24 protein-coding genes and 1 tRNA gene are annotated in these 20,916 nt (G+C 59.4%); 13 read left to right on the top strand and 12 right to left on the bottom strand.

Annotation, left to right across the window (positions count from 1 at the left end; translation table 11 throughout):
* Positions 1 to 50: 50 nt before the first annotated feature.
* Both AC1DY9_RS22205 and AC1DY9_RS22200 read right to left on the bottom strand, forming a co-directional pair.
* Positions 51 to 830 (bottom strand): hypothetical protein, encoded by a 780-nt coding sequence (locus AC1DY9_RS22205; RefSeq protein ID WP_477667671.1) that lies wholly within the window; start codon positions 828 to 830, stop codon positions 51 to 53.
* Between the two features lie 78 nt (positions 831 to 908).
* Positions 909 to 1,934 carry a hypothetical protein gene (locus AC1DY9_RS22200; RefSeq protein ID WP_477667670.1) on the bottom strand — a complete coding sequence of 342 codons (1,026 nt, stop codon included), beginning with the start codon at positions 1,932 to 1,934 and terminating at the stop codon, positions 909 to 911.
* A 326-nt stretch (positions 1,935 to 2,260) separates the two neighbouring features.
* Here AC1DY9_RS22200 and AC1DY9_RS22195 point away from each other — a divergent pair, with 326 nt between their 5' ends.
* Both AC1DY9_RS22195 and AC1DY9_RS22190 read left to right on the top strand, forming a co-directional pair.
* A complete protein-coding gene (locus tag AC1DY9_RS22195) occupies positions 2,261 to 2,530 on the top strand; it encodes a hypothetical protein (RefSeq protein ID WP_457282154.1) in 270 nt (89 codons plus the stop codon).
* Positions 2,531 to 2,555: 25 nt separating this feature from the next.
* Entirely contained in the window at positions 2,556 to 2,954 is a 399-nt protein-coding gene (locus AC1DY9_RS22190) for a hypothetical protein (RefSeq protein WP_457282153.1), read from the top strand.
* Between the two features lie 322 nt (positions 2,955 to 3,276).
* Here the strand turns inward: AC1DY9_RS22190 and AC1DY9_RS22185 are convergent.
* A tRNA-Ser gene (locus AC1DY9_RS22185) sits at positions 3,277 to 3,366 on the bottom strand.
* Positions 3,367 to 3,719: 353 nt separating this feature from the next.
* Here AC1DY9_RS22185 and AC1DY9_RS22180 point away from each other — a divergent pair.
* Entirely contained in the window at positions 3,720 to 4,028 is a 309-nt protein-coding gene (locus tag AC1DY9_RS22180; RefSeq protein WP_457282152.1) for a hypothetical protein, read from the top strand.
* Between the two features lie 234 nt (positions 4,029 to 4,262).
* Here the strand turns inward: AC1DY9_RS22180 and ureG are convergent, their stop codons facing one another.
* From ureG to AC1DY9_RS22145, 7 genes are read right to left on the bottom strand one after another with little or no spacing between them, the layout of a single operon-like run.
* Positions 4,263 to 4,931: an urease accessory protein UreG gene (gene ureG, locus AC1DY9_RS22175; RefSeq protein ID WP_457282151.1), complete on the bottom strand. Its 669-nt coding sequence runs from the start codon at positions 4,929 to 4,931 to the stop codon at positions 4,263 to 4,265.
* 30 nt (positions 4,932 to 4,961) lie between these two features.
* Entirely contained in the window at positions 4,962 to 5,663 is a 702-nt protein-coding gene (locus tag AC1DY9_RS22170) for an urease accessory protein UreF (protein WP_477667686.1), read from the bottom strand.
* A gap of 13 nt (positions 5,664 to 5,676) precedes the next feature.
* Positions 5,677 to 6,297, bottom strand: coding sequence for an urease accessory protein UreE (ureE, locus tag AC1DY9_RS22165; protein ID WP_457282150.1), 621 nt, complete (start codon positions 6,295 to 6,297; stop codon positions 5,677 to 5,679).
* Positions 6,298 to 6,303: 6 nt separating this feature from the next.
* Positions 6,304 to 8,022, bottom strand: a complete 1,719-nt coding sequence (ureC, locus tag AC1DY9_RS22160) for an urease subunit alpha (protein WP_457282149.1) — start codon at positions 8,020 to 8,022, stop codon at positions 6,304 to 6,306.
* On the bottom strand, positions 8,022 to 8,327 hold the full coding sequence (locus AC1DY9_RS22155) for an urease subunit beta (RefSeq protein ID WP_477667669.1): 306 nt from the start codon (positions 8,325 to 8,327) through the stop codon (positions 8,022 to 8,024). The genes ureC and AC1DY9_RS22155 overlap by 1 nt, the downstream gene beginning before the upstream one ends.
* Positions 8,328 to 8,335: 8 nt before the next feature.
* The gene (locus AC1DY9_RS22150; protein ID WP_477667668.1) at positions 8,336 to 8,953 is read right to left on the bottom strand and encodes a HupE/UreJ family protein; all 618 of its coding nucleotides are present in this window, start codon (positions 8,951 to 8,953) and stop codon (positions 8,336 to 8,338) included.
* Positions 8,954 to 8,974: 21 nt separating this feature from the next.
* The gene (locus tag AC1DY9_RS22145; RefSeq protein ID WP_007874763.1) at positions 8,975 to 9,277 is read right to left on the bottom strand and encodes an urease subunit gamma; all 303 of its coding nucleotides are present in this window, start codon (positions 9,275 to 9,277) and stop codon (positions 8,975 to 8,977) included.
* Positions 9,278 to 9,443: 166 nt separating this feature from the next.
* On the opposite strand from AC1DY9_RS22145, the gene AC1DY9_RS22140 reads away from it, so the two are divergent.
* The 4 genes from AC1DY9_RS22140 to infA all read left to right on the top strand — a co-directional run bounded on the left by AC1DY9_RS22140 (position 9,444) and on the right by infA (position 15,015).
* Positions 9,444 to 12,974: a hybrid sensor histidine kinase/response regulator gene (locus AC1DY9_RS22140; protein WP_457282272.1), complete on the top strand. Its 3,531-nt coding sequence runs from the start codon at positions 9,444 to 9,446 to the stop codon at positions 12,972 to 12,974.
* On the top strand, positions 12,958 to 13,989 hold the full coding sequence (locus AC1DY9_RS22135; RefSeq protein ID WP_457282146.1) for a response regulator: 1,032 nt from the start codon (positions 12,958 to 12,960) through the stop codon (positions 13,987 to 13,989). Before AC1DY9_RS22140 ends, AC1DY9_RS22135 begins: the two co-directional genes overlap by 17 nt.
* Positions 13,990 to 14,458: 469 nt before the next feature.
* Positions 14,459 to 14,695, top strand: coding sequence for a hypothetical protein (locus tag AC1DY9_RS22130; protein WP_457282145.1), 237 nt, complete (start codon positions 14,459 to 14,461; stop codon positions 14,693 to 14,695).
* 62 nt (positions 14,696 to 14,757) lie between these two features.
* Complete coding sequence (infA, locus tag AC1DY9_RS22125; RefSeq protein WP_092132708.1) at positions 14,758 to 15,015, top strand: translation initiation factor IF-1; 258 nt, start codon at positions 14,758 to 14,760, stop codon at positions 15,013 to 15,015.
* Between the two features lie 100 nt (positions 15,016 to 15,115).
* Here the strand turns inward: infA and AC1DY9_RS22120 are convergent, their stop codons facing one another.
* Positions 15,116 to 16,471 (bottom strand): dicarboxylate/amino acid:cation symporter, encoded by a 1,356-nt coding sequence (locus AC1DY9_RS22120; protein WP_477667667.1) that lies wholly within the window; start codon positions 16,469 to 16,471, stop codon positions 15,116 to 15,118.
* A gap of 120 nt (positions 16,472 to 16,591) precedes the next feature.
* Positions 16,592 to 17,209 carry a DUF502 domain-containing protein gene (locus AC1DY9_RS22115; RefSeq protein WP_457282143.1) on the bottom strand — a complete coding sequence of 206 codons (618 nt, stop codon included), beginning with the start codon at positions 17,207 to 17,209 and terminating at the stop codon, positions 16,592 to 16,594.
* 269 nt (positions 17,210 to 17,478) lie between these two features.
* Between AC1DY9_RS22115 and AC1DY9_RS22110 the strand changes: the two genes are divergently transcribed.
* The 6 genes from AC1DY9_RS22110 to AC1DY9_RS22085 all read left to right on the top strand — a co-directional run bounded on the left by AC1DY9_RS22110 (position 17,479) and on the right by AC1DY9_RS22085 (position 20,708).
* Positions 17,479 to 17,643, top strand: coding sequence for a hypothetical protein (locus tag AC1DY9_RS22110; protein ID WP_457282142.1), 165 nt, complete (start codon positions 17,479 to 17,481; stop codon positions 17,641 to 17,643).
* A complete protein-coding gene (locus AC1DY9_RS22105) occupies positions 17,640 to 18,011 on the top strand; it encodes a hypothetical protein (protein ID WP_457282141.1) in 372 nt (123 codons plus the stop codon). The genes AC1DY9_RS22110 and AC1DY9_RS22105 overlap by 4 nt, the downstream gene beginning before the upstream one ends.
* Positions 18,008 to 18,181: a hypothetical protein gene (locus tag AC1DY9_RS22100; RefSeq protein WP_477667666.1), complete on the top strand. Its 174-nt coding sequence runs from the start codon at positions 18,008 to 18,010 to the stop codon at positions 18,179 to 18,181. The genes AC1DY9_RS22105 and AC1DY9_RS22100 overlap by 4 nt, the downstream gene beginning before the upstream one ends.
* A gap of 281 nt (positions 18,182 to 18,462) precedes the next feature.
* Positions 18,463 to 18,702 carry a hypothetical protein gene (locus tag AC1DY9_RS22095; protein ID WP_457282139.1) on the top strand — a complete coding sequence of 80 codons (240 nt, stop codon included), beginning with the start codon at positions 18,463 to 18,465 and terminating at the stop codon, positions 18,700 to 18,702.
* Between the two features lie 116 nt (positions 18,703 to 18,818).
* Positions 18,819 to 19,631, top strand: coding sequence for a hypothetical protein (locus AC1DY9_RS22090; RefSeq protein WP_457282138.1), 813 nt, complete (start codon positions 18,819 to 18,821; stop codon positions 19,629 to 19,631).
* 354 nt (positions 19,632 to 19,985) lie between these two features.
* Positions 19,986 to 20,708 (top strand): hypothetical protein, encoded by a 723-nt coding sequence (locus tag AC1DY9_RS22085; RefSeq protein ID WP_457282137.1) that lies wholly within the window; start codon positions 19,986 to 19,988, stop codon positions 20,706 to 20,708.
* Positions 20,709 to 20,916: the final 208 nt, after the last annotated feature.

Genomic DNA, 20,916 nt, shown 5'->3' with positions numbered 1-20,916 from the left:
AGCGCCGCGCAGCAGGAATCTGCTGCTGTGTGTCCGAGTGGGCCGACCAGTTAGCTTTTAATTGCTGCAACACTTAGCTTTTTCCTGAGTATCAAAAAAGTAATTGCGCCGATCGGAAGAGCAATCGCAACGGTCCATTGCCCGTACAAGGGGGCAAACGCTCCCGCACTAAATAGCTGTAAGGACAAGGGCGCGAAACTCCATTCGCCAGTTGTCCAGTTCACTGCAAACTTTCCAAACCCAAGCATAACGAACAGTACCCACGGCCACTTTCGGCCTTTGAGTTTAGACCTGCCGCAAACAACAAGCGCCCAGAGGGTAAGCAACGGAAAGACTATGGCCAACGCAAAAACAAGGTATTGAATTGGCGTTTTTTTTGCTAACGTGAACCGATTCTGTTGTTTAAGTGAAGCTGGCTGGGGAACGACGCTAAAGCCAACTATGGTGGCCTTACCACCATGATTCCTTACGGCGACGCTCGTCAAAATCCATTTGCCTGAAAAGCCATATTCAAACGTGAGATTGACGGTCGAAGAGTCATCCCTATTCATCCGGTGAGCGCCAACCAGCATAATTGTTGAGGGCTCTCCAGCAGGGATAAATGCCGCCATTTGAACAAGCGCGTCATGAAGTGCCGGCCCAGCTATGCTTGGATCAGCTGCCTTCTCAATATCCTCAAAGCGCTGCTGTCGCAGAAGATCAATGTAACTTTTAGCCAGCGTCTGATCGGCAGGCGAAGCAAATTTTTGAATCATGTCCGCTTGATTGCAGCCCACAAGTGCGAGCAGGAGCAAAGACATAAAGAATTGGCGAAGAGATGAAATAGTCATTGGAAGCTGGGGGCGAGTACTCTGTCGAGATACATGCTGGCTGATGCGACTTAATGTGCCGGAAACGCTGGGAAAGACTCAAAGTAGGCTATTTGGTCGCAGCTTTCCGGCGTATTCTTTGCATTTCTGGAAGTAGTCGCCGGGCCATGCGTCTTTCATGGGCGTGCCATTAAAGCTGCGGGTCATGGCTATAAACGTATCCACATCACCGGCTTGGCATGCGAATTTCGCGTACGCATTCCTATTCCAATCGGCTGGGTATTTTTTGAGCACGTCTTCAAAGCCGGCTTTCATCTGCGACCAAACTGCGCTCCGATGCGACTCTGCAAAGAAAGCTTCCCCTCCCATGCGCCCTGCTGCGACCCAATAGATACGTGCATACATTCCCTGGCCTTCTGTTGAGGTCGTTCGTCTCACGGCATCCGCAGCAAAATCCTGGATTTGCCGCATGCTCCCTCCCCACATTGGGAGAAAACGCTCTGCCGCCACAAAATATGTCTGGTAATGAAGAGGCTCTTTCGACACTGCTTCTTCGTACAACGCCCAATGTTGGTCTCTTGTCCAGTTCTGCGCAAGCGCCRCATCCAGCATCACGATATACCACTGCGGATCATCACTGCTGATTTTTTTGTTCACATCGAGGGTGTTGCGAGCAATCGCCATGTAGCTCGCGAAGCCTTTCCAGCCTTCAGGGGTGACGGTACTTGCATAGCCAGAACCGCGAAGAGCCCAGGCATGCTGCTTCTGTGCGGTAGCCAGTGCTATTGGCGCCATAGCCGATTGAGGAAAAGCTGCGACCCAACGATTCAGTTTGCTTTCTATGGCCGCCCATTGCGCCTCCGAGTTCTTTTCCTTTTCCCCAACAATAGCGTAGCCTAGGTTGCCATAGAAAACGGTGAGATTCCAAACTCCACTGGGGGTTCGACTTCTTTCTGTACGAAGCTTGGTAGCCAACTTATCAAGCGCAACAAAATCATCTGCCTTATAAGCCTTGGTAACGATTTCGTTTAACTCGTTGGGCCCGTAAAAATTTTCCGCATTGGTGTATGTGTTCGTGAAAATTGCCAACAGAATCACACCAAGAGTTCGAATCCAGGTTCTCATAAATTCCTCCCGTTTTGTTGGATGGAGTTTAAGGTCATTGGTTTCGCATGCGAAACGAAAACAAACCCCAGGGGATACTTTTTACAGTGCTCGCGGCTGGTTCGACGTTGCAGTGTTCTGCAATGCCATCGTGATCTGCAGGCTGTCACACGTCAGCGCTCTAACTTTCTCTTTCCATTGCACTGACGCCGCGCAATCCTTGAGAGCTTTTCACTTATAGCCAACCTCCTACAGCTCCAGACTGGCGACAGTCTTCACCGGCATCCTGGTCTGACTCACCGTGATCACATACACGGTTCTGCCTGCATCGTCATCCGCCCAACCACATGCAGACCTTTGAGCCTTTAAGGCTCCGAGCAGAGGGCCGCCTCGCAAGCGAAACAAGGAGAGGTCCTGAGGGGGCTTTTTATTGCTACGATGCCGCGATGACAAAGCTATACCTGCTCATCGTCGCGCTCGTGCTCTGCATTTTGCAAATGTACTGGCCGATCTCCGCCTGGCGCAAAGACGGCTTCATCGCGGCACTCAGGCTATTCGCTTTTGGCGCCTTAACCGTCAGCATGGTCGCGATGAGCGAACTGATCGAGCAGTTTTAATGGCAGCTCTGGCCTAGGGGATTAGATGAATATCAGTAATCTTTTTAACATTAGGTGGATTAGCTGGGGACTCTGCCTCGTTATGTTTCGCATGTACCGAGAAGATTCATATCCCCTGTCACTGTATTTGGCCTTGAGCTTGCCGGTTCTCTTGACCGCAGCCCATCTTGTATTTTCAGTATTCGAATCGACAAAAGACGAATTTGTGAAAACGTCGATTGAGTTCTTGTGGATGATGGGCTTCGCTACTTTACTTGGTGCGGCTGCAATTTATTTCGACGCAGATTTTGTGAACAGAGGCGTGCGTTATGACGCCAATGGTTTTTGGCCACTTGTTCAAGCTAGCGTGCTGCAGGGGGCGGTAACGTTGGTCTGCTTGGTGATTCGCAGGTTTCTTCCGCCGTACCAAGCCACGCGCAGTTAAATTTACCTCAATGAAAGGACTATCTTTCCTCCCGAACTTGCAGGTCAGCGCGAGGAAATGTATGGGCTTGAAGACAGCAATCACCTGCGAGAATCGCTGGATTGAAACTTCCCAAACCCTTTTTGTGCCGGAATCGGTGTCTTGCAAGAGCTGCGTGGTCTTTCACACGTCAAGGCTGATCGCTATCAGTTCAGTTTCACGGTGCAGCGGCCGTTTTCTGTAGCGCCATCGTGATCTGCGGACTGTCACAGGTCAGCTGCGACTCTTGAGGCAGAGTCGGATCGTACGGCTTTTGGAGCAGCTAAAAGCCAGTGCCAACAAGTGGCGGAAGCGGTGAGATTCGAACTCACGGAGGACTTGCATCCTCGGCAGTTTTCAAGACTGCTGCATTCAACCGCTCTGCCACGCTTCCGAGCCGCATAGTTTAACCGCTAGTCGGCGGTCATCTGGCGCGTTGGCGGGTCGCTGTCGATAAATGCGGTCTCGCAGCCTGGACAACAGGCGCGCCGGGCGCATCGGCTGCCTTCCATATGTTGAATTACTCACGAGGGCAGGGCACTGCCAAAAATAGAGGGCTGAAGTCCCCCTCTTTTGGTTCGTCATTGGTCACTTTGTGACTGTCAAGCAAATAGAGCCAAAAAAACGGACTTATTTCCTGGAACTATTTCCTCTCCGCTTCCCAAACGTTTTTTGGAACGGTGACTAAAGGCGCTGGCGCAGCCATGATTGAAACATTCAGTTACAGCACTTTTAGAGGACACAAATATGACTGCTCCAGCATTCCCCCCCGAGGCGGCAGAAAAGGTTACTACGGCATTTGTGCATGCCACCGGCGCCCGCTGGTCGTTTCCGCGGGTCGAAGTCCAGGACCGCGGAACCTTCATGTTGATCAGCGTGGACTCACTTTCCCCGGAAATCCGGGAAATTGAGTTACCCGTCAAGAAATCCATTGCACATGCCTTGAACCAGGTCATTCCGGCGCACCCTACGCAACGGTTTGGTAACTGGATGGTTGTTTTCTTCCGGGACGGAAGGATGTTCGAAACTGTTCACCCCAGCGAGTTTGAGCTGTAAGGGCGTCAGAGTGGTCTGCTATGTGCCTGCTATATATATGAGGCAGCAGCCCGTCGTGGCCAGGGCCTGTCGCCGGAACGCTGTCCGCAGGCGGCATTCACGACCTTGTCCTACACACCGCCAGCCAGCCGCTGGCTAAACTTTCCTTGCGGCCCGTCCCGGGTCGCACCTCCCTCCACTGGCGAAGCCAGTTTTACTGCCCGGTCTTCCGGGCTTTTTTTTGCCTGCTCGCCGCTATGCGGCTTCAGGTTGGGCCAGCAGCATTCCTTTTGTCTCGATAAACGCAATGACTTCCGCAAGGCCGGCATTGGTCTTGAGATTGGTCATGACAAAAGGCTTCAGGCCCTTGGCCGTGGTGCGCATGCGTATGGTGTCCGCCTTCATCACGCCCAGGTCGGCGCCGACGTGGGGAGCCAGGTCGGTTTTGTTGATGACGAACAGATCGCTTTTGGTGATGCCGGGCCCGCCTTTGCGCGGAATCTTCTCGCCGGCAGCCACGTCGATCACGTAGATGGTGAGGTCGCTCAGCTCGGGGCTGAAAGTGGCGGCCAGGTTGTCGCCACCAGATTCGACGAACACGATGTCGGCATTGGGGAAATCCACCAGCATGCGGTCTATGGCTTCGAGGTTGATCGAGGCGTCTTCGCGTATGGCGGTGTGCGGGCAGCCGCCGGTTTCCACGCCCATGATGCGTTCGGCGTCCAGCGCGCCGCTGACGGTCAGGATGCGCTGGTCTTCCTTGGTGTAAATGTCGTTGGTGATGGCGACCAGGTCGTATTTGGCCTTCATGCCTTTGCACAGCATTTCAAGCAATGTGGTTTTGCCGGAACCGACGGGGCCCCCAATGCCGACGCGCAAGGGGGGAAGTTTTTTGGTACGGTTGGCGATGTGATGCAGGCTCATGGGGGGCTTTGTTGAATTTGCGGTGAGAAGTCAGGAGCGGAACAGCCGCGAATACTGGGTTTCATGCTGTGACGAAAGAATGGCCAGTATGGGGGAAAAGGCCTGGCGTTCCTCATCAGGCAACTGCATGGCGGCCTCGACCGCTGCAGGTATGCCGCCGGCAAGGCGCGCCAGCATGCGCTGGCCGGCGCTTTGCCCCAAAGGCACGGATTTGATGGCGGCTTGTGTCATGTTTTCGGCCCAGCCGAAAGCATAGGCCAGCAGGCAGTCGCGCACGCCCGCCTCGGTTTGTGAAACGGCCAACGCAAAGGCAACGGGGAAGGTCGGCTGCATCTGCGCACAGGCCTCAATGTGCACTGCGTTGGCATCGTCATGGTTGCGCAGCCAGTCCAGCAGGGATCTGCCCATTTGCTCGGCCTGGGCGCGCAGCTCGCTGGTTTCCCGGGTTTGCAGCACCCAGGCATTGAGTTGCTGCACGCGCTGCAGGTCGCCCGAGCGCCAGGCGGGAATAGCCTGGGCAATCACCGCCAGGTCACCGCGCGCCAGGCTCAGCTGAAGCTGGTCGGTCAACCAGTTGCTTGCTATCATTTCTGTAGCCGGTTGCGCCCGTTCCATGGCTGTTTCAAGCCCTTCCGAGTATGAAAATCCGCCTACAGGCAAGGCCGGGGAGGCCAGCCAGATGAGCTGGAGCAGGCTGGCGGCCGGTAGCTGCCCTGCAGGCGCGGCGGACATGTCCATCAACGCCCTAGTGCGGCTTGTGCCTGTGGATCTGGATGGCGACCGGCTGGGCTTCGTGGGTGTGGTCGTCATGCCCATGGTTGCAGTCCGGGCCATGCACGTGTGGCGCGGGGGCGGGCTGCGCATGGCCATGAGAATGGTCAGAGGAATGGTCATGCCCATGGCTGTGTCCGCCAGCGCTGTAGGCCCCGCCTTCGGGCTCGAAAGCTTCTTCAACTTCGTTCACGATCAGGTGCATGGCACGCAGCATGTCGGCCAGCACATGGTCGGGTTCAATTTTCAGGTGGTCGGGCTTGAGTTCAATCGGCACATGCCGGTTGCCCAGGTGGTAGGCGGCGCGCGTCAGGTCGAAAGGGGAGCCGTGCGACGGGCACGCGGTGATGCGGAGCACGGCCTGCGGGGCGGCGATCACTTTGACCATGGAGCCGTCTTCCGCCACCAGCACGTCGCCGCCACGCACCAGCGTGCCGCGCGGCAAAAAAATACCGAGCTGCCGGCCCAGCGAATCGGTACCGTCAAACCGGCTTTTCTGGCGAACATCCCAGTCAAGCTCGATGCTGGAGGCGCGCTTGACGAGAACAGGCGCAAGGCCGGCGCCCTGCGAAATGACTTTGGAAACCTGGAGCATGGAACCTTAAAACAGGAAATAGCGTTGCGTCATCGGCAGGCTGGTGGCTGGCTCGCAGGTCAGCAGCTGGCCGTCTGCGCGCACCAGGTAGGTCTGGGCGTCAACCTCCATCCTGGGCAGATAGGCATTGTGGACCATGTGCTGCTTGCGCACGCCGCGCACGTTCTTCACCGCACTCAGGTTTTTGGCCAGGCCAAAGCGCTCCTTGACGCCGGCGTTCAGCCCGGCTTGCGAGACAAAGGTCAGCGAACCTTTGGCAATCGCGCCGCCGAAGCCGCCGAACATGGGGCGGTAGTGCACTGGCTGCGGCGTGGGGATGGAGGCGTTCGGGTCGCCCATGGCCGCCATGGCGATAAATCCACCCTTGAGGATCACCGAGGGTTTGATGCCGAAGAAGGCCGGCTTCCACACCACGAGGTCGGCCCATTTGCCTAACTCGACTGAGCCGACTTCGTGCGAGATGCCATGGGCAATCGCCGGGTTGATGGTGTATTTGCTGATGTAGCGCTTGGCGCGGAAGTTGTCGTGGCGGTCCGTGTCGCCGGGCAGCTTGCCGCGCTGCTGTTTCATCTTGTGCGCGGTCTGCCAGGTGCGGATGATCACTTCGCCGACGCGGCCCATGGCCTGGCTGTCACTGCTCATCATGCTGATGGCGCCCAGGTCGTGCAGCACGTCTTCGGCTGCGATGGTTTCCTTGCGGATGCGGCTTTCGGCGAAGGCCAGGTCTTCGGCGATGCCGGCGTCCAGGTGGTGGCACACCATCAGCATGTCGACGTGCTCGTCAAGCGTGTTGACGGTGTAGGGCATGGTCGGGTTGGTGGAGGAGGGCAGGAAGTTCTCTTCGCCCACCACACGCAGGATGTCGGGTGCATGGCCGCCGCCAGCGCCTTCGGTGTGGAAGGCGCAGAGGCTGCGGCCTTTGGTGGCGGCAATCGTGTTCTCGACAAAACCGGATTCGTTGAGTGTGTCGCTGTGGATGGCGACCTGTGTGTCGGTTTCTTCCGCCACATCCAGGCAATTGCTGATGGCCGCGGGTGTGGTGCCCCAGTCCTCGTGCAGCTTCAGGCCGATGACACCGGCGTTGATCTGCTCGTGCAGCGCGGCGGGCAGGCTGGCATTGCCCTTGCCGAGGAAGCCGAGGTTCATGGGGAAGGCGTCGGCTGCCTGCAGCATGCGCTCAATGTTCCAGGGGCCGGGCGTGCAGGTGGTGGCAAAGGTGCCGGTGGCCGGGCCGGTGCCGCCGCCCAGCATGGTGGTGATACCGGCCGTCAGCGCTTCCTCGATCTGCTGCGGGCAGATGAAGTGAATGTGCGAGTCGATGCCGCCGGCCGTGACGATCATGCCTTCGCAGCTGATGATCTCGGTGCCGGGGCCGATGATCATGTCGACGCCGGGCTGGGTGTCGGGGTTGCCGGCCTTGCCGATGGCGGCGATGCGCCCGCCCTTCAGGCCGATGTCGGCCTTCACGATACCCCAGTGGTCGATGATGAGCGCATTCGTCATCACGCAATCCATCGCGCCTTCGGCCCGGGTTTTTTGCGACTGGGCCATGCCGTCGCGTATGGTCTTGCCGCCGCCGAATTTGACTTCCTCACCGTAGCTGCCGGCGCGCAGGGTGTAATCGGCTTCGACTTCGACCACCAAATCCGTATCGGCCAGCCGCAGCCGGTCACCGACGGTGGGGCCGAACATTTCCGCATAGGCGCGGCGTCCAATTGTTGCCATCAAAGTGCTCCCTGCACGAGTCCGCGAAAGCCGAACACTTTTCGGTCGCCGGAAAATTCCACCAATTCCACCGTGCGCTGCTGCCCCGGCTCGAAGCGCACGGCCGTGCCCGACGCGATGTTCAGGCGCATGCCGCGCGCGGCCTCGCGGTCAAAGCCAAGCGCGCCGTTGGTTTCGGCGARGTGGTAATGCGAGCCGACCTGTATGGGCCGGTCGGCCGTGTTCTGCACAACGACGGTCAGCGTGCGGCGGCCTGCGTTGAGTACGTGGTCGGGGCCGTCGGTGATGAGTTCGCCGGGAATCATGGTGCGCCTCAGGCCAGTTGGGCGAGCAGGGTCACGCCGAAGAGGGCGACGGCGGCGCCAGCTATGCGAGGCAGCCAGACGCTGGCGCTGCGCAGCGCCCAACCCGCACCCAGGCCCGCCAGGTGCAGCAGCAGCGTAGCGGCCAGCATGCCCGACAGGGTGGCCCAGGCGCCGGGCGCTCCGGCCAGTTCATAGCCGTGGGCCAGGCCATGGAAAACGGCGAACACACCGGCGATGAGCGCCGCCGCAATGCCGGGTACATGCCAGCGCGTCACGACCAGCAGGCCGGTGACCAGCAGCGAAGCCGCGATCATGGGCTCGACGGCGGGAATCTGCAGACCCTGCAGGCCCAGCAGGGCGCCTGCCAGCAGCATGCCGGCAAAGCCCAGCGGGCCCCACAACAGTTCAGGCCCGGCGCGCCGCGCGGCCAGCGCGCTCCACAGGCCCACGGCCACCATGGCCGCCAGGTGGTCCATACCCGTCAGCGGGTGGAAAAAGCCGCTGAGGAAGGCGCTGGCGTGGTCGTGCACCGCAGCGCCGGATTGATGGTCAATATGGGCGCTAGCACCCGTCGATACTGCGCAAGCAGCTATCAAAAAGAGAGCGTTTTTGGTTTTGATTTGCATGGTGGCGATCTCGGGTAATGCTTAAACAATCGGCTGGTGCACGGTGACCAGCTTGGTACCGTCGGGAAAAGTCGCTTCGACCTGGATGTCGGGGATCAGCTCGGGGATGCCGTCCATCACGTCGGCGCGGGTCAGCACCGTGCGGCCCTCGCTCATCAGCTGGGCGACGGATTTGCCGTCGCGCGCACCTTCCATGACGGCGGCGCTGATGAGGGCGACGGACTCGGGGTAGTTGAGCTTGAGGCCGCGGGCGCGGCGCCTTTCGGCGAGCAGGGCAGCGGTAAAAATAAGGAGCTTGTCTTTTTCTCTGGGCGTCAATTCCATGGGGCTCTCTCAGGGCAGGCTGCCGGCTTGGGGATGCTTGCCGGGGTGCAAGAATGGTGCCATAAGAAACGTGAGCCACCAAGGCCGCCCCGGGGTAGAACGCATGGCACAGAACATGCACCTGAAGACGGTCAATCACTCCGCGCCCGGCGCATCTGCCCACTCCATGGACGCCCCGCTCACGCCCCAGCTGCCGCCACTGCCGCCCGAAGCGGCCGGGGCCGCGCCTTTGGCGGCCGAAGCGCCGCCGCTGCAGCGCATCATCAAGGTCAGGCGCGACTACAACAGCTGGGTGGCAAGCGAAACCATGGAAGACTATGCGCTGCGTTTCACGCCGCAGCGCTTTCGCAAGTGGTCTGAATGGCGGGTGGCCAACACCGCGTTCGGCGCGGCTTCTTTCCTGATTCTGGAAGCTGTGGGTGCCACGCTGCTGGTGAAGTACGGGTTTACCAACGCCTTCTGGGCGATCATGGCCACCGGGCTCATCATTTTCATGGCGGGCCTGCCCATCAGCATTTACGCAGCGCGTTATGGCGTCGACATGGACTTGCTGACGCGCGGCGCCGGTTTTGGCTATATCGGCTCCACGCTGACCTCGCTCATCTACGCCTCGTTTACCTTTATCTTTTTCGCGCTGGAAGCGGCGGTCATGGCTTACGCCCTGGACCTCGCCCTGGGTATCCCGCCCAGCTGGGGTTACCTGATCTGCGCGCTGGTGGTCATTCCGCTGGTAACCCATGGCGTCTCCGCGATCTCCCGCCTGCAGGTCTGGACACAGCCTTTATGGCTGGTCATGCTGGTGGTGCCTTTTGTTTATGTCTTCCTGCGCGATCCCGGTGCGTTTTCGGGCGTTTTGCACTACGGAGGGGAGACTGGAACGAACGGTGAATTTAATTTGCACCTGTTTGGTGCCGCTTTAACAGTCGGAATCGCGCTGATCACCCAGATGGGTGAGCAGGCCGACTATTTGCGCTTCATGCCGGTGCAGACTGATGCCAACCGCTGGCGGTGGTGGGCCGGTGTGCTGGCGGGCGGGCCCGGCTGGGTGCTACTCGGCGTGGTGAAGATGCTGGGCGGCGCTTTCCTGGCCTATCTGGCCATCTCCAACATGGTGCCGCTGGACCGGGCGGTAGACCCCAACCAGATGTATCTTGCGGCCTACGAGTATGTCTTTCCGAATTACGGCATGGCGGTGGCGGCCACGGCGCTGTTCGTGGTGGTGTCGCAACTGAAGATCAATGTGACCAACGCGTACGCCGGTTCCCTCGCGTGGTCGAATTTTTTCTCGCGCATCACGCACAGCCACCCCGGGCGGGTGGTGTGGGTGGTGTTCAACACGCTCATTGCCTTCATGCTGATGGAGATGAATGTGTTCCAGGCGCTGGGCGACGTGTTGGGGCTGTATTCGAACATCGCCATCGCATGGGTGATGGCTGTCGTCGCCGACCTGGTCGTCAACAAACCGCTGGGCCTTTCTCCCAAAGGCATTGAATTCAAACGGGCCCACCTGTACGACATCAACCCGGTCGGCGTGGGCGCCATGGCGCTGGCTTCGCTCTTGTCGGTCACAGCGCATCTGGGGCTTTACGGCGAAACGGCGCGGGCTTTTTCCGCGGTGATCGCCATGGGCACCGCATTTGTGACCGCGCCCCTGATCGCGTGGGCGACCCAGGGCCGTTACTACATTGCGCGCAGCTCCGGAGCGACTGCTTCCGACGGTTCTTACAAGCGCTATGCGACGCAGCAGTGTGTCATTTGCGAACGCGCCTACGAAGGCCCGGACATGGCGCACTGTCCCGCCTACCAGGGGCCCATCTGCTCGCTGTGCTGCACGCTGGACGCGCGCTGCGGCGACCTGTGCAAGCCGCACGCCAGCCTGTCGGCGCAGTGGTCGGGTGCGCTGCGCTGGCTGCTGCCGCGCCGCACCTGGCCTTACCTTGATACGGGCCTGGGCCATTTCCTGCTGCTCATGCTCATTATCGTGCCGCTGCTGGCCAGCGTGTTCGGCCTGCTGTACCACCAGGAAATCAGCGCGCTGGCGGACATCGAGCCTTCCGAGCCGGCTTTGCGTTCAGGTTTCATGAAGGCGTACATGGCCTTGCTGGTCATTGCCGGCCTTGTGGCCTGGTGGCTGGTGCTGGCGCATAAAAGCCGCCAGGTGGCCCAGGAAGAATCGAACCGCCAGACCCATTTGTTGATGCGCGAGATCGAGTCGCACCGGCAAACAGACGAGGCGCTGCAACAGGCCAAGCTGGTGGCAGAAGAGGCCCGCCGCCATGCCGACCAGGCCAACCAGGCGAAAAGCCGCTATATCAGCGCCATCAGCCACGAATTGCGCACGCCGCTCAACAGCATCCTGGGTTACGCGCAGCTGATGGGTGAAGACAACGCCATACCGCCGCACCGCAAACAGGCTGTCAGCGTCATCAAGCGCGGGGGCGAACACCTGCTTTCGCTGATCGAGGGAACGCTCGATATTGCCCGCATCGAGGCGGGCAAGCTCACGTTGAATGTCAAGCCCATGCATTTCGCCGACTGTGTGCACGAGATGGCCGGCATGTTCGAGCTGCAGGCCGCCGCCAAGGGTCTCGGGTTCCGCTTTGAGACCAGCGGTCATCTGCCGGAGCTGGTGCGAGCCGATGAGAAACGCGTTCGGCAGATTCTCATCAATTTGCTGGGCAACGCCATCAAGTTCACGGCGCAGGGCCAGGTGATTTTCAGGTTGCGCCATGCGCGCGAGATGGCCTACATCGACATTGAAGATACCGGCCCGGGCATGGGTGAGGCGGAGCTGTCCCGGATTTTTGAGCCTTTTGCGCGAGGGGCTACAGCCGGCCAAAGCGCGGAAGGCACACCGGGCGCCGGTTTGGGCTTGACGATTGCCAAGATGCTGACCGACCTGATGGGTGGCGAGATGACGGTGGTCAGCACCCCGGGCGAAGGCTCGATTTTCCGTATCCGGCTGTTTTTGCCCGAAGTGCACATGGCCGCAGGAGCCGTCAAGGATGCCGCCACCAAACCAGCCAGGCGCCAGCCGCGCGGCTATGAAGGGGTTCGCCGCAAGCTGCTGGTGGTCGACAACGAAGAGCCCGACCGTGAACTGCTGGTGCAACTGCTTGAGCCCATGGGATTTGAATTGCGTACCGCCGCCAGCGGTCACGATTGCATGGATCTGCTGGCCAGCGGGTACCGGCCCGACGTGATCTTCATGGACCTGGCCATGCCGGGGATCGATGGCTGGGAAACCCTGCGCCGTGTGCGTGCGTCAGGGCACGAGGACATTCATCTCGCCATTGTTTCCGCCAACGCATTCGACAAGGGCGCCGAGAACGATGCCGGCATCCTTCCCGAGGATTTCATCCTCAAACCGGTGCGCCATACCGAACTGATCGACTGGCTTGAACGGCGGCTGGCCCTCAAGTGGCGCTATGACCTTGCTGCGGATGACGGCGACCCTGTGGTCCAGGCCGTGCCACCGCGTGTACTGCCCGATGCGTCTCAACTCGCGGCCCTGCTCGAGGTCGTCAATCTCGGGTTTTACCGGGGCATCATGAACAACCTGGCAGAAATTGAACGGCAGCGGCCGGAGGCCGCGGCCTTTGTGGACGAAATGCGCGTGCTGGCGCGGCAATTTCAGTTTGAAGCCATGGGCCGCCAGCTAGCCAACAAGGAGACGGGCCATGAGCAGCGTGCTTGACGACGGACCAACGCTGGATCGAAAGCTGGACCGCACACTGGACCGGGCCAACAGCGATATCGTGCTGATTGTGGACGACGTGCCCGACAACCTGTCGGTCCTGCACGATGCGCTCGATGAATCGGGCTATACCGTCCTTGTGGCCACCAGTGGCGAGGCAGCGCTGCAGCGTGCGCTGCAGGCTTTGCCCGACATCGTTTTGTTAGACGCCATGATGCCCGGGATGGACGGCTTCGAAGTTGCCAAGCGCCTGAAGGCCATGGCTGAAACGGCGCACATTCCCATTATTTTCATGACCGGTCTCACGGAAACCGAGTACCTCGTGGCGGCCCTGGAAGCCGGTGGAGTGGACTACGTTACCAAACCGATCAAGCCCAAGGAAGTGATGGCACGCATGGGCGTGCATTTGCAAGGCGCCCGCCGTGCCAGGCAGGAAGCGCGGCAGGCAGGGCAAGCACGCAATGCGCTGGACGCTTTCGGCTACGCCAGCATCACGGTGCGCATGGGCGGTGAGGCAGACGGGAAATTGATCTGGCAAACGCCGCTGGCGCGCGACCTGCTCATGCGCTATTACGGTACGTCCGCGCCGCAAACACCCGAACCTGTACTCAACTGGCTGCGCCGCCACATGGCGGAGGCCGAGCGCCAGGTTGAGCCGCCGCGCCTGGCGGTGGAGCTTGGTCCGCGGCGCCTGACCTTCCGGCTGCACCAGCAGACCGGCGACGGCGACGGCGGCGGTGACTGGTTGATCGTCATGCGCGAAATTTCCGACGACGCAGTGGTGGAAGCCATGAGCCTGAGCTTCAAGCTCACCGCCCGAGAAGCTGAAGTGCTGTATTGGGTGGTCAAGGGCAAGACCAATCGCGACATTGGAGACATCCTGGGCTCTAGCCCAGCCACGGTCAAAAAGCATCTGGAACGGGTGTATGCCAAGCTGGGTGTGGAAACCCGCACCGCTGCCGCAGGTATGGCCATGAACCGCATACGGCAGCTGCATCCCCAGTTTGAGGGCTAGAGATAGAGCCCCCACGCTTGTCGCTTCGCGTACTGCGTTGCCCCCCGAGGGGGCCGCTGCGCCTGCGGCCCGGCAAAGCCGGCTCCGCGGCCCCTGGTTGCTAAGAATGAGCGGTTTGCGATGGCCGTATCAGGTAAAAAGCGTGATTTCCGCTGGGCGGTTACAATAAGAGCTTCGGTAAAGCATCAGCTTTTTTCATCGAGGCCTTTTCCCAACAGGCTTCCTTCTCAATTGCGGCGCTTCCCAGAGCCCGAATCCACAGTGTTTTCAGTGCCCATACAGCCCTGAACCCTCTCAACACTGTTCCGTTTTTCCGGCGAGCACTATTCCCGACAGTGCCACGCATGGCTCAACCAGCCCAGCCCCTGACAAGGGCCAGGTGGGTGGACACCGAACACCCGCCGGCTTGCTCGCAAGCCGATTACTCCTTATTTATCAAGCCGGGACACATACCCGGCACGGACTTTTTATGAACGTAGATCACACCAAAATCGCGGTGGGCAAGTACCTTGTCTCACCACTGGCCAAGCAGCAAGGCGAACGCTACGCTGCATCGGTCTCCATCCGCTCAGGCAGCGGCAGCGCCACGCACGACCGCGTGATGCGCTTCAGCGGCCTTTTCGACAGTGCGGCCGCGGCCGTGCATTACGCGACGGAACATGCCCTCGGCTGGATCCACGAGCGTTCGGCGCCGGCCTGCGCATAAGCCTTGCCAGCCCTTACAACAGACATCACTGACAATTTTTCCAATTCCCTAGGAGTTACATCATGGCCAAAGAAGAACTGATTGAAATGCATGGGCTGGTAGACGAAGTGTTGCCTGATTCGCGCTTTCGCGTCACGCTCGACAACGGCCACAAGCTCGTGGCCTATACCTCCGGCAAGATGCGGAAAAACCATATTCGTATCCTTGCCGGCGACCAGGTGTCGCTGGAACTCTCGCCCTATGACTTGAGCAAGGGCCGCATCACCTTCCGCCATATCGCTGGCCGTGGCCCAGGCCCGGCGCCGCGCCAGGCTCGCTAAACCGGCGGCTCGTCGCGCCCCAAAAAAGCACAAAGCCCGGCAGGCGGAGAATCCTCCGTTTGCCGGGCTTTGTTGTTTTCCCCTGAACTGTGAACAGGCCCTAGCGCCGGCCGGTCGCCATGTGCTCGGTCTTCTTGTTGATCAGCACTTCGGGCTCCTGGGCCTCGACCCAGGTTTCATGGTTGAGCCCGGCCTGGAGCCGCTCAGTGTCCAGATCATTCGTCCATTTGGCGACCACTATCGTGGCCACGCCATTGCCGATCAGGTTGGTCAGCGCCCGCGCTTCCGACATAAAGCGGTCAATCCCCAGAATCAGCGCCAGCCCGGCCACAGGCACGGTACCCACCGCCGACAACGTGGCGGCCAGCACAATGAATCCGCTGCCGGTGATGCCTGCCGCGCCTTTCGAAGTCAGCAACAGCACCGCCAGCAGCGTGAGTTCCTGCGTGAGGGTCATGGGCGTATTGGTGGCCTGCGCGATGAACACCGCCGCCATCGTGAGATAGATCGAGGTGCCGTCCAGGTTGAACGAATAACCGGTCGGGATCACCAGGCCGACGGTGGTTTTCTTTGCGCCCAGGTTCTCCATCTTTTCCATCATGCGCGGCAGCACGGACTCGGAGGACGAGGTGCCCAGCACGATCAGCAGCTCTTCCTTGATGTATTTGATGAACTTCCAGATACTGAACCCGTGCAGGCGCGCAATGGTGCCCAACACTACGAAGATGAAGATCAGGCAGGTCGCATAAAAAGCGGCCATCAGCTTGCCGAGCGACACCAGGCTGTCCACGCCATAAGCGCCTATGGTGAAGGCCATTGCGCCGAAAGCGCCTATGGGCGCCACCTTCATGATGAAGCCGACAATGGTGAACAGCACATGCGAGGCTTTTTCGACGAAGTCGAACACCAGCGTACCGCGCCCGCCGAAACGGTGCAACGCGAAGCCGAACATCACCGCGATCAGCAGCACCTGCAGAATTTCACCCTTGGCGAAGGCATCCACCACGGTGGACGGAATGATGTTCATGATGAAGTCGGTCGTGCCGACCATTTTCCCGGGGCCGGTATAGGCCGCGATGGCCTTGGTGTCCAGCGTGGACACGTCGACATTCATGCCTTCGCCCGGCTTGAACACGTTGACCAGGACCAGCCCGATGATCAGCGCGAAGGTGCTGACGACTTCAAAGTACAGCAGCGCCAGGCCGCCGGTCTTGCCGACCTTCTTCATGTCCTCCATGCCGGCGATGCCGATCACGACGGTGCAGAAGATGATGGGTGYGATCATCATCTTGATGAGCTTGATGAAGCCGTCGCCCAGCGGCTTCATGAGCTTTCCGGCCTCAGGGTAAAAATGCCCCAGCAGCACACCGGCGATCACGGCGCAGATCACCTGGAAGTAGAGCGATTTGTAAAGGGGTGGCTTGCGGCTTGTCTTCGTTGTCGTTGTGCTTGTCATGGCCGGGTCGCATCAGCGAATGCGCGGGTTGTGGGGGACGGATTCAATATAGCCCCGCCACGCGATTTGTCCATGTGGGAAACCACAGATAACAAATCTTTACGCCGCCCCGGCGCAAGCTCAGCCGGCCGGGCTGCCGCTGCCACTACCCGCGGCCGGCGGGCGGGCCATCCACGCAATCAGTGACGAGCGCATGGCTTCTTCCACCGACATGTCGATAGGCTGCACCCACTCCGTCGGCACAAACACCGTGTAGCCACCGATCATGTAGCCCATGGGTAAATAAACCGCGACACGCTCACCCGGAAGGAATCCGGAGGGCAGGTCGGCAAAGCTGCGGCGGGTGATCAGGCCCACGATTTCCATCGCGTGCCCAGGCATGCGCAGTATCACCACGCTTTGCTCGCCCTGCTTGCCCGAAGGTGAAAAGTAGTCGGCAAAACTCTTGAGCGACGAGTAGATGCTTTTGACCACCGGCAAATTGGTAAACGGCAATTCCGCAAAAGACAGCACTTTGCGCACACTTTGCTGGGATACCAGGAAGCCAATCGCCAGGATGGTCAGGATGCCGAACGCCAAGCCCATGCCGGGCAGGTAAAAACTGCCGATAAGAGGGCGCAGGATCCACAGGGCGGCAGTTTCCATCCATGCCAGGAAGATATAGAGGAGGTATACCGTCAGTGCCACCGGCAGGATGGTGATGAGGCCACGAAAGAAATATTTATAGAGGCTTTTCATGGGCTTTTCGTTGGCTTTTCGTTAAGGCGCGCTGCGCATGGTGCATTTTTCTGGCTAGCCTGCAATATAACCATTTCGCATGACACACCTCGCCAGGGAGGGTGTCGGCTTTCTCCTACATTTTCACGGTACTAATCACTGCCGGGTGTCACAGTCTCTTGCTTAAACTGTCGCAGTGCAGCCAATGCCCAACATTCGCCAAATTACCCGCAGCTGCTTTGACGCGATAACAAAATCAATCAACCCACGGCCCCAAGCCCAGCGCTGACATGAACCCGGACCCAGGTCTTCTTCCCGCTCACATCGTGCTTGCACCTGAGCAAGCGCCGATGCTGAAAGTTACCTTTCATTCCCTTGATATTTTTCGGCTGCGCTATCAACTGCGCAACAACGTCATGCCCGGCCATCACGGCCTTTTTCTAGGATATTTATGAGCCAATCCACGCTGGTCAATGCGCAACTCAATGTCCCCTTGCGTTCCCTTGCCCTGACAGTCGAAGAACCCGCGCCAGGCGAATTTTGCTGGCGCATCCTGGAGAGCCACGCGGATCCTCGGGTGTTTGAATCGGTGTCCTGCTCCGATATCAGTTTTGCCGCATATGACACTGCATTGGCCACCGGTTACGGCGAGTTGCAGCGCCTGATCGGTCCCGACCTGCAATACGGCCCGCGCAGCGATGAGCCTCAGCAGGTCGATCTTTTCGGTGCTGCCAGTTCTGCGAAGAAAAATACGGCGGCGGGCAGCCCGGAAATCCGTGCGGCGAGAGACACCGGCATCAAACCGGGTGCGGTACCTGCGTGAAACCCGATCTGCAAGCGGAGTACGTGCGGCTCCGCGCACAGCTTGAGGCCCTGGAGGCGGCGCCGGTAAAAGATTTTCCACGCATGGATCAGCTCATCGATGAGCTTGAGAAAATTCAGCTGGCCATCAAGGCCGAACACGGCCTCAAGGGCAACAATCCCAACGAATAGTCCGCCGGATAGATATGCAGGAACGGCAGCACCGCAGCATGGCAAGTGCGGCCCCACTCAGCGCAGAACGCGCAGGGAGCATGGGCGATTCTGAATCAGGCCCAGGTGTTTATATTGGTTCGGTGCGTAGCATTTTGTGACCTCGCTTGTCCTACACGACAGGCCGTACCGGACCGACGCCGTGTCCCAGTCTCCCCTCGTAAATTGGAATTAGCTGGCAATACGGCCAGCCATTTACCAACCCTGATTGCCTGTGATGGGCATGACTTAAGGAGCAAGACATGAAGTTTTCCAAATCCCTGGCCTCTGCCGTAGCCGCCGCCGCTGTTGTGAGCACCATTGGCCTGGCATACGCCCAGACCGAAACCCCAACGGCACCAGCTGCGCCTGCAGAGTCGTCCGGCCAGACCATGCAAAACCAGGACACCACCACCCCTAGCAGTGCGGCACCTGCCACCACGACTGAAAGCAACACGGCTGGCTTCCAGACCGAGCGCCCAGCACAAGCTGACCGCAACTAAACCCAGACCGTCATGCACCTTGGTGTGACACCGCTCCGGTTTGCCATGTCTTTTAAGGCGCGGCTTCCGGAGCGTTTTCACATGGCTGCCGGATCGTCATTGTTTTAGCGCAGGCCATGCGTCGTATTTTCATGAACATGTTTGCGTCGCCCACGCCCTCGGCCGGCGATGGGCCCGGCACCAGCCGCGCAGACGTTCTTGACGGCATCAAGCAAGGCATCTTGCTGGGCTCGGCACTGCTTGTCCTGACATTGCCGCTTTTTCATGCCCGTCCGGTTTCTTCTCCGGCCCTGAACCCCATCCCTTCCAGCGCCTTGCAGCTGGCGCCGTCTTTGCGCTTTGCCGATTTTGGTGAAGAGCCTGCGTCGGATGAGGCGCGGCAGGTTGCCAATTGGGTGGTTGCCTCGGGGGACAACCGCAGGCTTTTCTTTGTCATCCTCGACAAGATAAATACCAAGGTTTTTGTTTTCGAACCCTCCGGCAAGTTGCGCAGCGCCACGCCCGTGCTGATCGGTGCGGCGGTCGGCGATGATTCCGTGACCGGTATCGGCGGGCGGCCCATTGCGCAGGTGCAGCCCCACGAACGCACCACACCGGCGGGCCGGTTTATGGGGGAGCCTGGCCGCAACACCTTGGGCGAAGATGTTGTCTGGGTGGATTACGAAGCAGCTGTTTCCATGCACCGCGTGCGAACACTGGAGCCCAAAGAGCGCCGGCTGGAAAGGCTTGCGTCTCCCGGTACCGAGGACAACCGTATTTCCTACGGGTGCATCAACATGCCGGTGGCATTTTTCGAAGATGTACTCAAGCCCGCGTTCAATGCGAGCTATGGCGTGATTTACGTTTTGCCGGAAATCAAACCACTGGCTGAGGTTTTTCCTGCCGCCCATGCGCTTGCCGCAAAACAGGGGCTTCGCCCCGCCGCCTGACACCCGCCTGTTCGCTCCTTCGATCACCTCTCGCGAAGAGTGAGTTGTAACAACCCCCTGCGTACTGTTGCGCGCTCGCATCTTCAATGCGAAAAATGCCCGCATGTGGCCGCTGTTACCAAATTCCTGAGTAGCTAAATCTGGATGCAAAAAAAGCATGAATGACAATACGGCAAACGATTTATTGCTATTAAAAGCATAGCAAAAATCCAGAGGATTTCAGGGTTTTTCCGTTGTGAACATTTGCTTGCATCGCTAACATGGTGCAACCACAGCCGGGCTCCTACCCCAAAGGTTCGAGGCCGGCTTTTTCATGTGCTCCGCACATGGCAATGAATTCAACCCAGGATCAGGATGTTGTTCAAAGGAAAGGCACTGCGCGCAAAAACCGTCTGCACGGCGGCCCTTGCCTTTCTCGCTGCGATCCCTCTGTGGGCATCTGCCATTCCCGTAGATCCGCCCTTGGTACGCGGCCCGGAACCCGTGATGGCGGTGCCGGGCGCCGGCAGTTCCGCCGACATGACACTGGTCGCGGCATCGGCCGATGCACGCTACGCCCTGCGCTGGATCATGAACGCGCGCGATAACCAGGGCCTGCCATTTGTGGTGGTCGATAAAAAGGGTGGGCGCATTTTTGTGTTTGACGCCACGGGGCAATTGCGCGGTGCATCGCCGGCATTGACCGGCCTGACAGCCGGCGACCACACGGTGCCGGGCATGGAGCAGCGCAACGTTGCCAGCCTGCGCGCAGACGAACGCACCACGCCGGCAGGCCGGTTTGTTTCCGAACCCGGCCACAACCTTCACGGCGAGGCTATTGTGTGGATCGACTACACGGCCAAGCTGGCAATCCACCGTCTTCGCCCTGCGGCTCCGGCAGAACGCCGCGCCGAGCGGCTGGCTTCTGAAACACCTGACGACAACCGCATTTCGCTGGGATGTGTCGTAGTGCCCGTCAATTTCTACGAAACCGTCGTGAATCCCGTGCTGGGAAAAAGCCATGGCGTGGTGTATGTCCTGCCTGAAACCCAGCCCGTGCAGCGCATGCTGGGCGCGCTGCAATTCAGCCAGCGCTAAATCCTTATAAACAGCTTCGCTGACGCCTCTGCGCGCGTGGATGCTGCTGGCACCTGGCCTGTGAGTTGTGGCAACCGCCAAAATGGCGGACCGTATTCCTTGCTGATTGAGGTGGTAGGGTTGCTATCATTTTCGGAGCTTCTTGCGCCCGTCCCGATTGACCTGCAGGCCGATTTTCCTTGAGTTCCGGGTGTTTCCCTGCTGGACT

It is taken from the genome of Polaromonas sp. P1_F6 (genome assembly GCF_056405695.1).
Note: the sequence above shows the minus strand (reverse complement) of the source record. Positions and strands in the feature narration are given on the sequence as shown.

What these genes read in the sequence shown, in the direction of transcription:
- AC1DY9_RS22205 (WP_477667671.1), bottom strand. Translation starts at nt 830, where the DNA reads ATGACTATTTCATCTCTTCGCCAATTCTTTATGTCTTTGCTCCTGCTC.
- AC1DY9_RS22195 (WP_457282154.1), top strand. Translation starts at nt 2,261, where the DNA reads ATGCAGACCTTTGAGCCTTTAAGGCTCCGAGCAGAGGGCCGCCTCGCA.
- AC1DY9_RS22190 (WP_457282153.1), top strand. Translation starts at nt 2,556, where the DNA reads ATGAATATCAGTAATCTTTTTAACATTAGGTGGATTAGCTGGGGACTC.
- AC1DY9_RS22180 (WP_457282152.1), top strand. Translation starts at nt 3,720, where the DNA reads ATGACTGCTCCAGCATTCCCCCCCGAGGCGGCAGAAAAGGTTACTACG.
- ureG (WP_457282151.1), bottom strand. Translation starts at nt 4,931, where the DNA reads ATGAGCCTGCATCACATCGCCAACCGTACCAAAAAACTTCCCCCCTTG.
- AC1DY9_RS22170 (WP_477667686.1), bottom strand. Translation starts at nt 5,663, where the DNA reads ATGTCCGCCGCGCCTGCAGGGCAGCTACCGGCCGCCAGCCTGCTCCAG.
- ureE (WP_457282150.1), bottom strand. Translation starts at nt 6,297, where the DNA reads ATGCTCCAGGTTTCCAAAGTCATTTCGCAGGGCGCCGGCCTTGCGCCT.
- ureC (WP_457282149.1), bottom strand. Translation starts at nt 8,022, where the DNA reads ATGGCAACAATTGGACGCCGCGCCTATGCGGAAATGTTCGGCCCCACC.
- AC1DY9_RS22150 (WP_477667668.1), bottom strand. Translation starts at nt 8,953, where the DNA reads ATGCAAATCAAAACCAAAAACGCTCTCTTTTTGATAGCTGCTTGCGCA.
- AC1DY9_RS22145 (WP_007874763.1), bottom strand. Translation starts at nt 9,277, where the DNA reads ATGGAATTGACGCCCAGAGAAAAAGACAAGCTCCTTATTTTTACCGCT.
- AC1DY9_RS22140 (WP_457282272.1), top strand. Translation starts at nt 9,444, where the DNA reads ATGGACGCCCCGCTCACGCCCCAGCTGCCGCCACTGCCGCCCGAAGCG.
- AC1DY9_RS22135 (WP_457282146.1), top strand. Translation starts at nt 12,958, where the DNA reads ATGAGCAGCGTGCTTGACGACGGACCAACGCTGGATCGAAAGCTGGAC.
- AC1DY9_RS22130 (WP_457282145.1), top strand. Translation starts at nt 14,459, where the DNA reads ATGAACGTAGATCACACCAAAATCGCGGTGGGCAAGTACCTTGTCTCA.
- infA (WP_092132708.1), top strand. Translation starts at nt 14,758, where the DNA reads ATGGCCAAAGAAGAACTGATTGAAATGCATGGGCTGGTAGACGAAGTG.
- AC1DY9_RS22115 (WP_457282143.1), bottom strand. Translation starts at nt 17,209, where the DNA reads ATGAAAAGCCTCTATAAATATTTCTTTCGTGGCCTCATCACCATCCTG.
- AC1DY9_RS22110 (WP_457282142.1), top strand. Translation starts at nt 17,479, where the DNA reads ATGAACCCGGACCCAGGTCTTCTTCCCGCTCACATCGTGCTTGCACCT.
- AC1DY9_RS22105 (WP_457282141.1), top strand. Translation starts at nt 17,640, where the DNA reads ATGAGCCAATCCACGCTGGTCAATGCGCAACTCAATGTCCCCTTGCGT.
- AC1DY9_RS22095 (WP_457282139.1), top strand. Translation starts at nt 18,463, where the DNA reads ATGAAGTTTTCCAAATCCCTGGCCTCTGCCGTAGCCGCCGCCGCTGTT.
- AC1DY9_RS22090 (WP_457282138.1), top strand. Translation starts at nt 18,819, where the DNA reads ATGCGTCGTATTTTCATGAACATGTTTGCGTCGCCCACGCCCTCGGCC.
- AC1DY9_RS22085 (WP_457282137.1), top strand. Translation starts at nt 19,986, where the DNA reads ATGTTGTTCAAAGGAAAGGCACTGCGCGCAAAAACCGTCTGCACGGCG.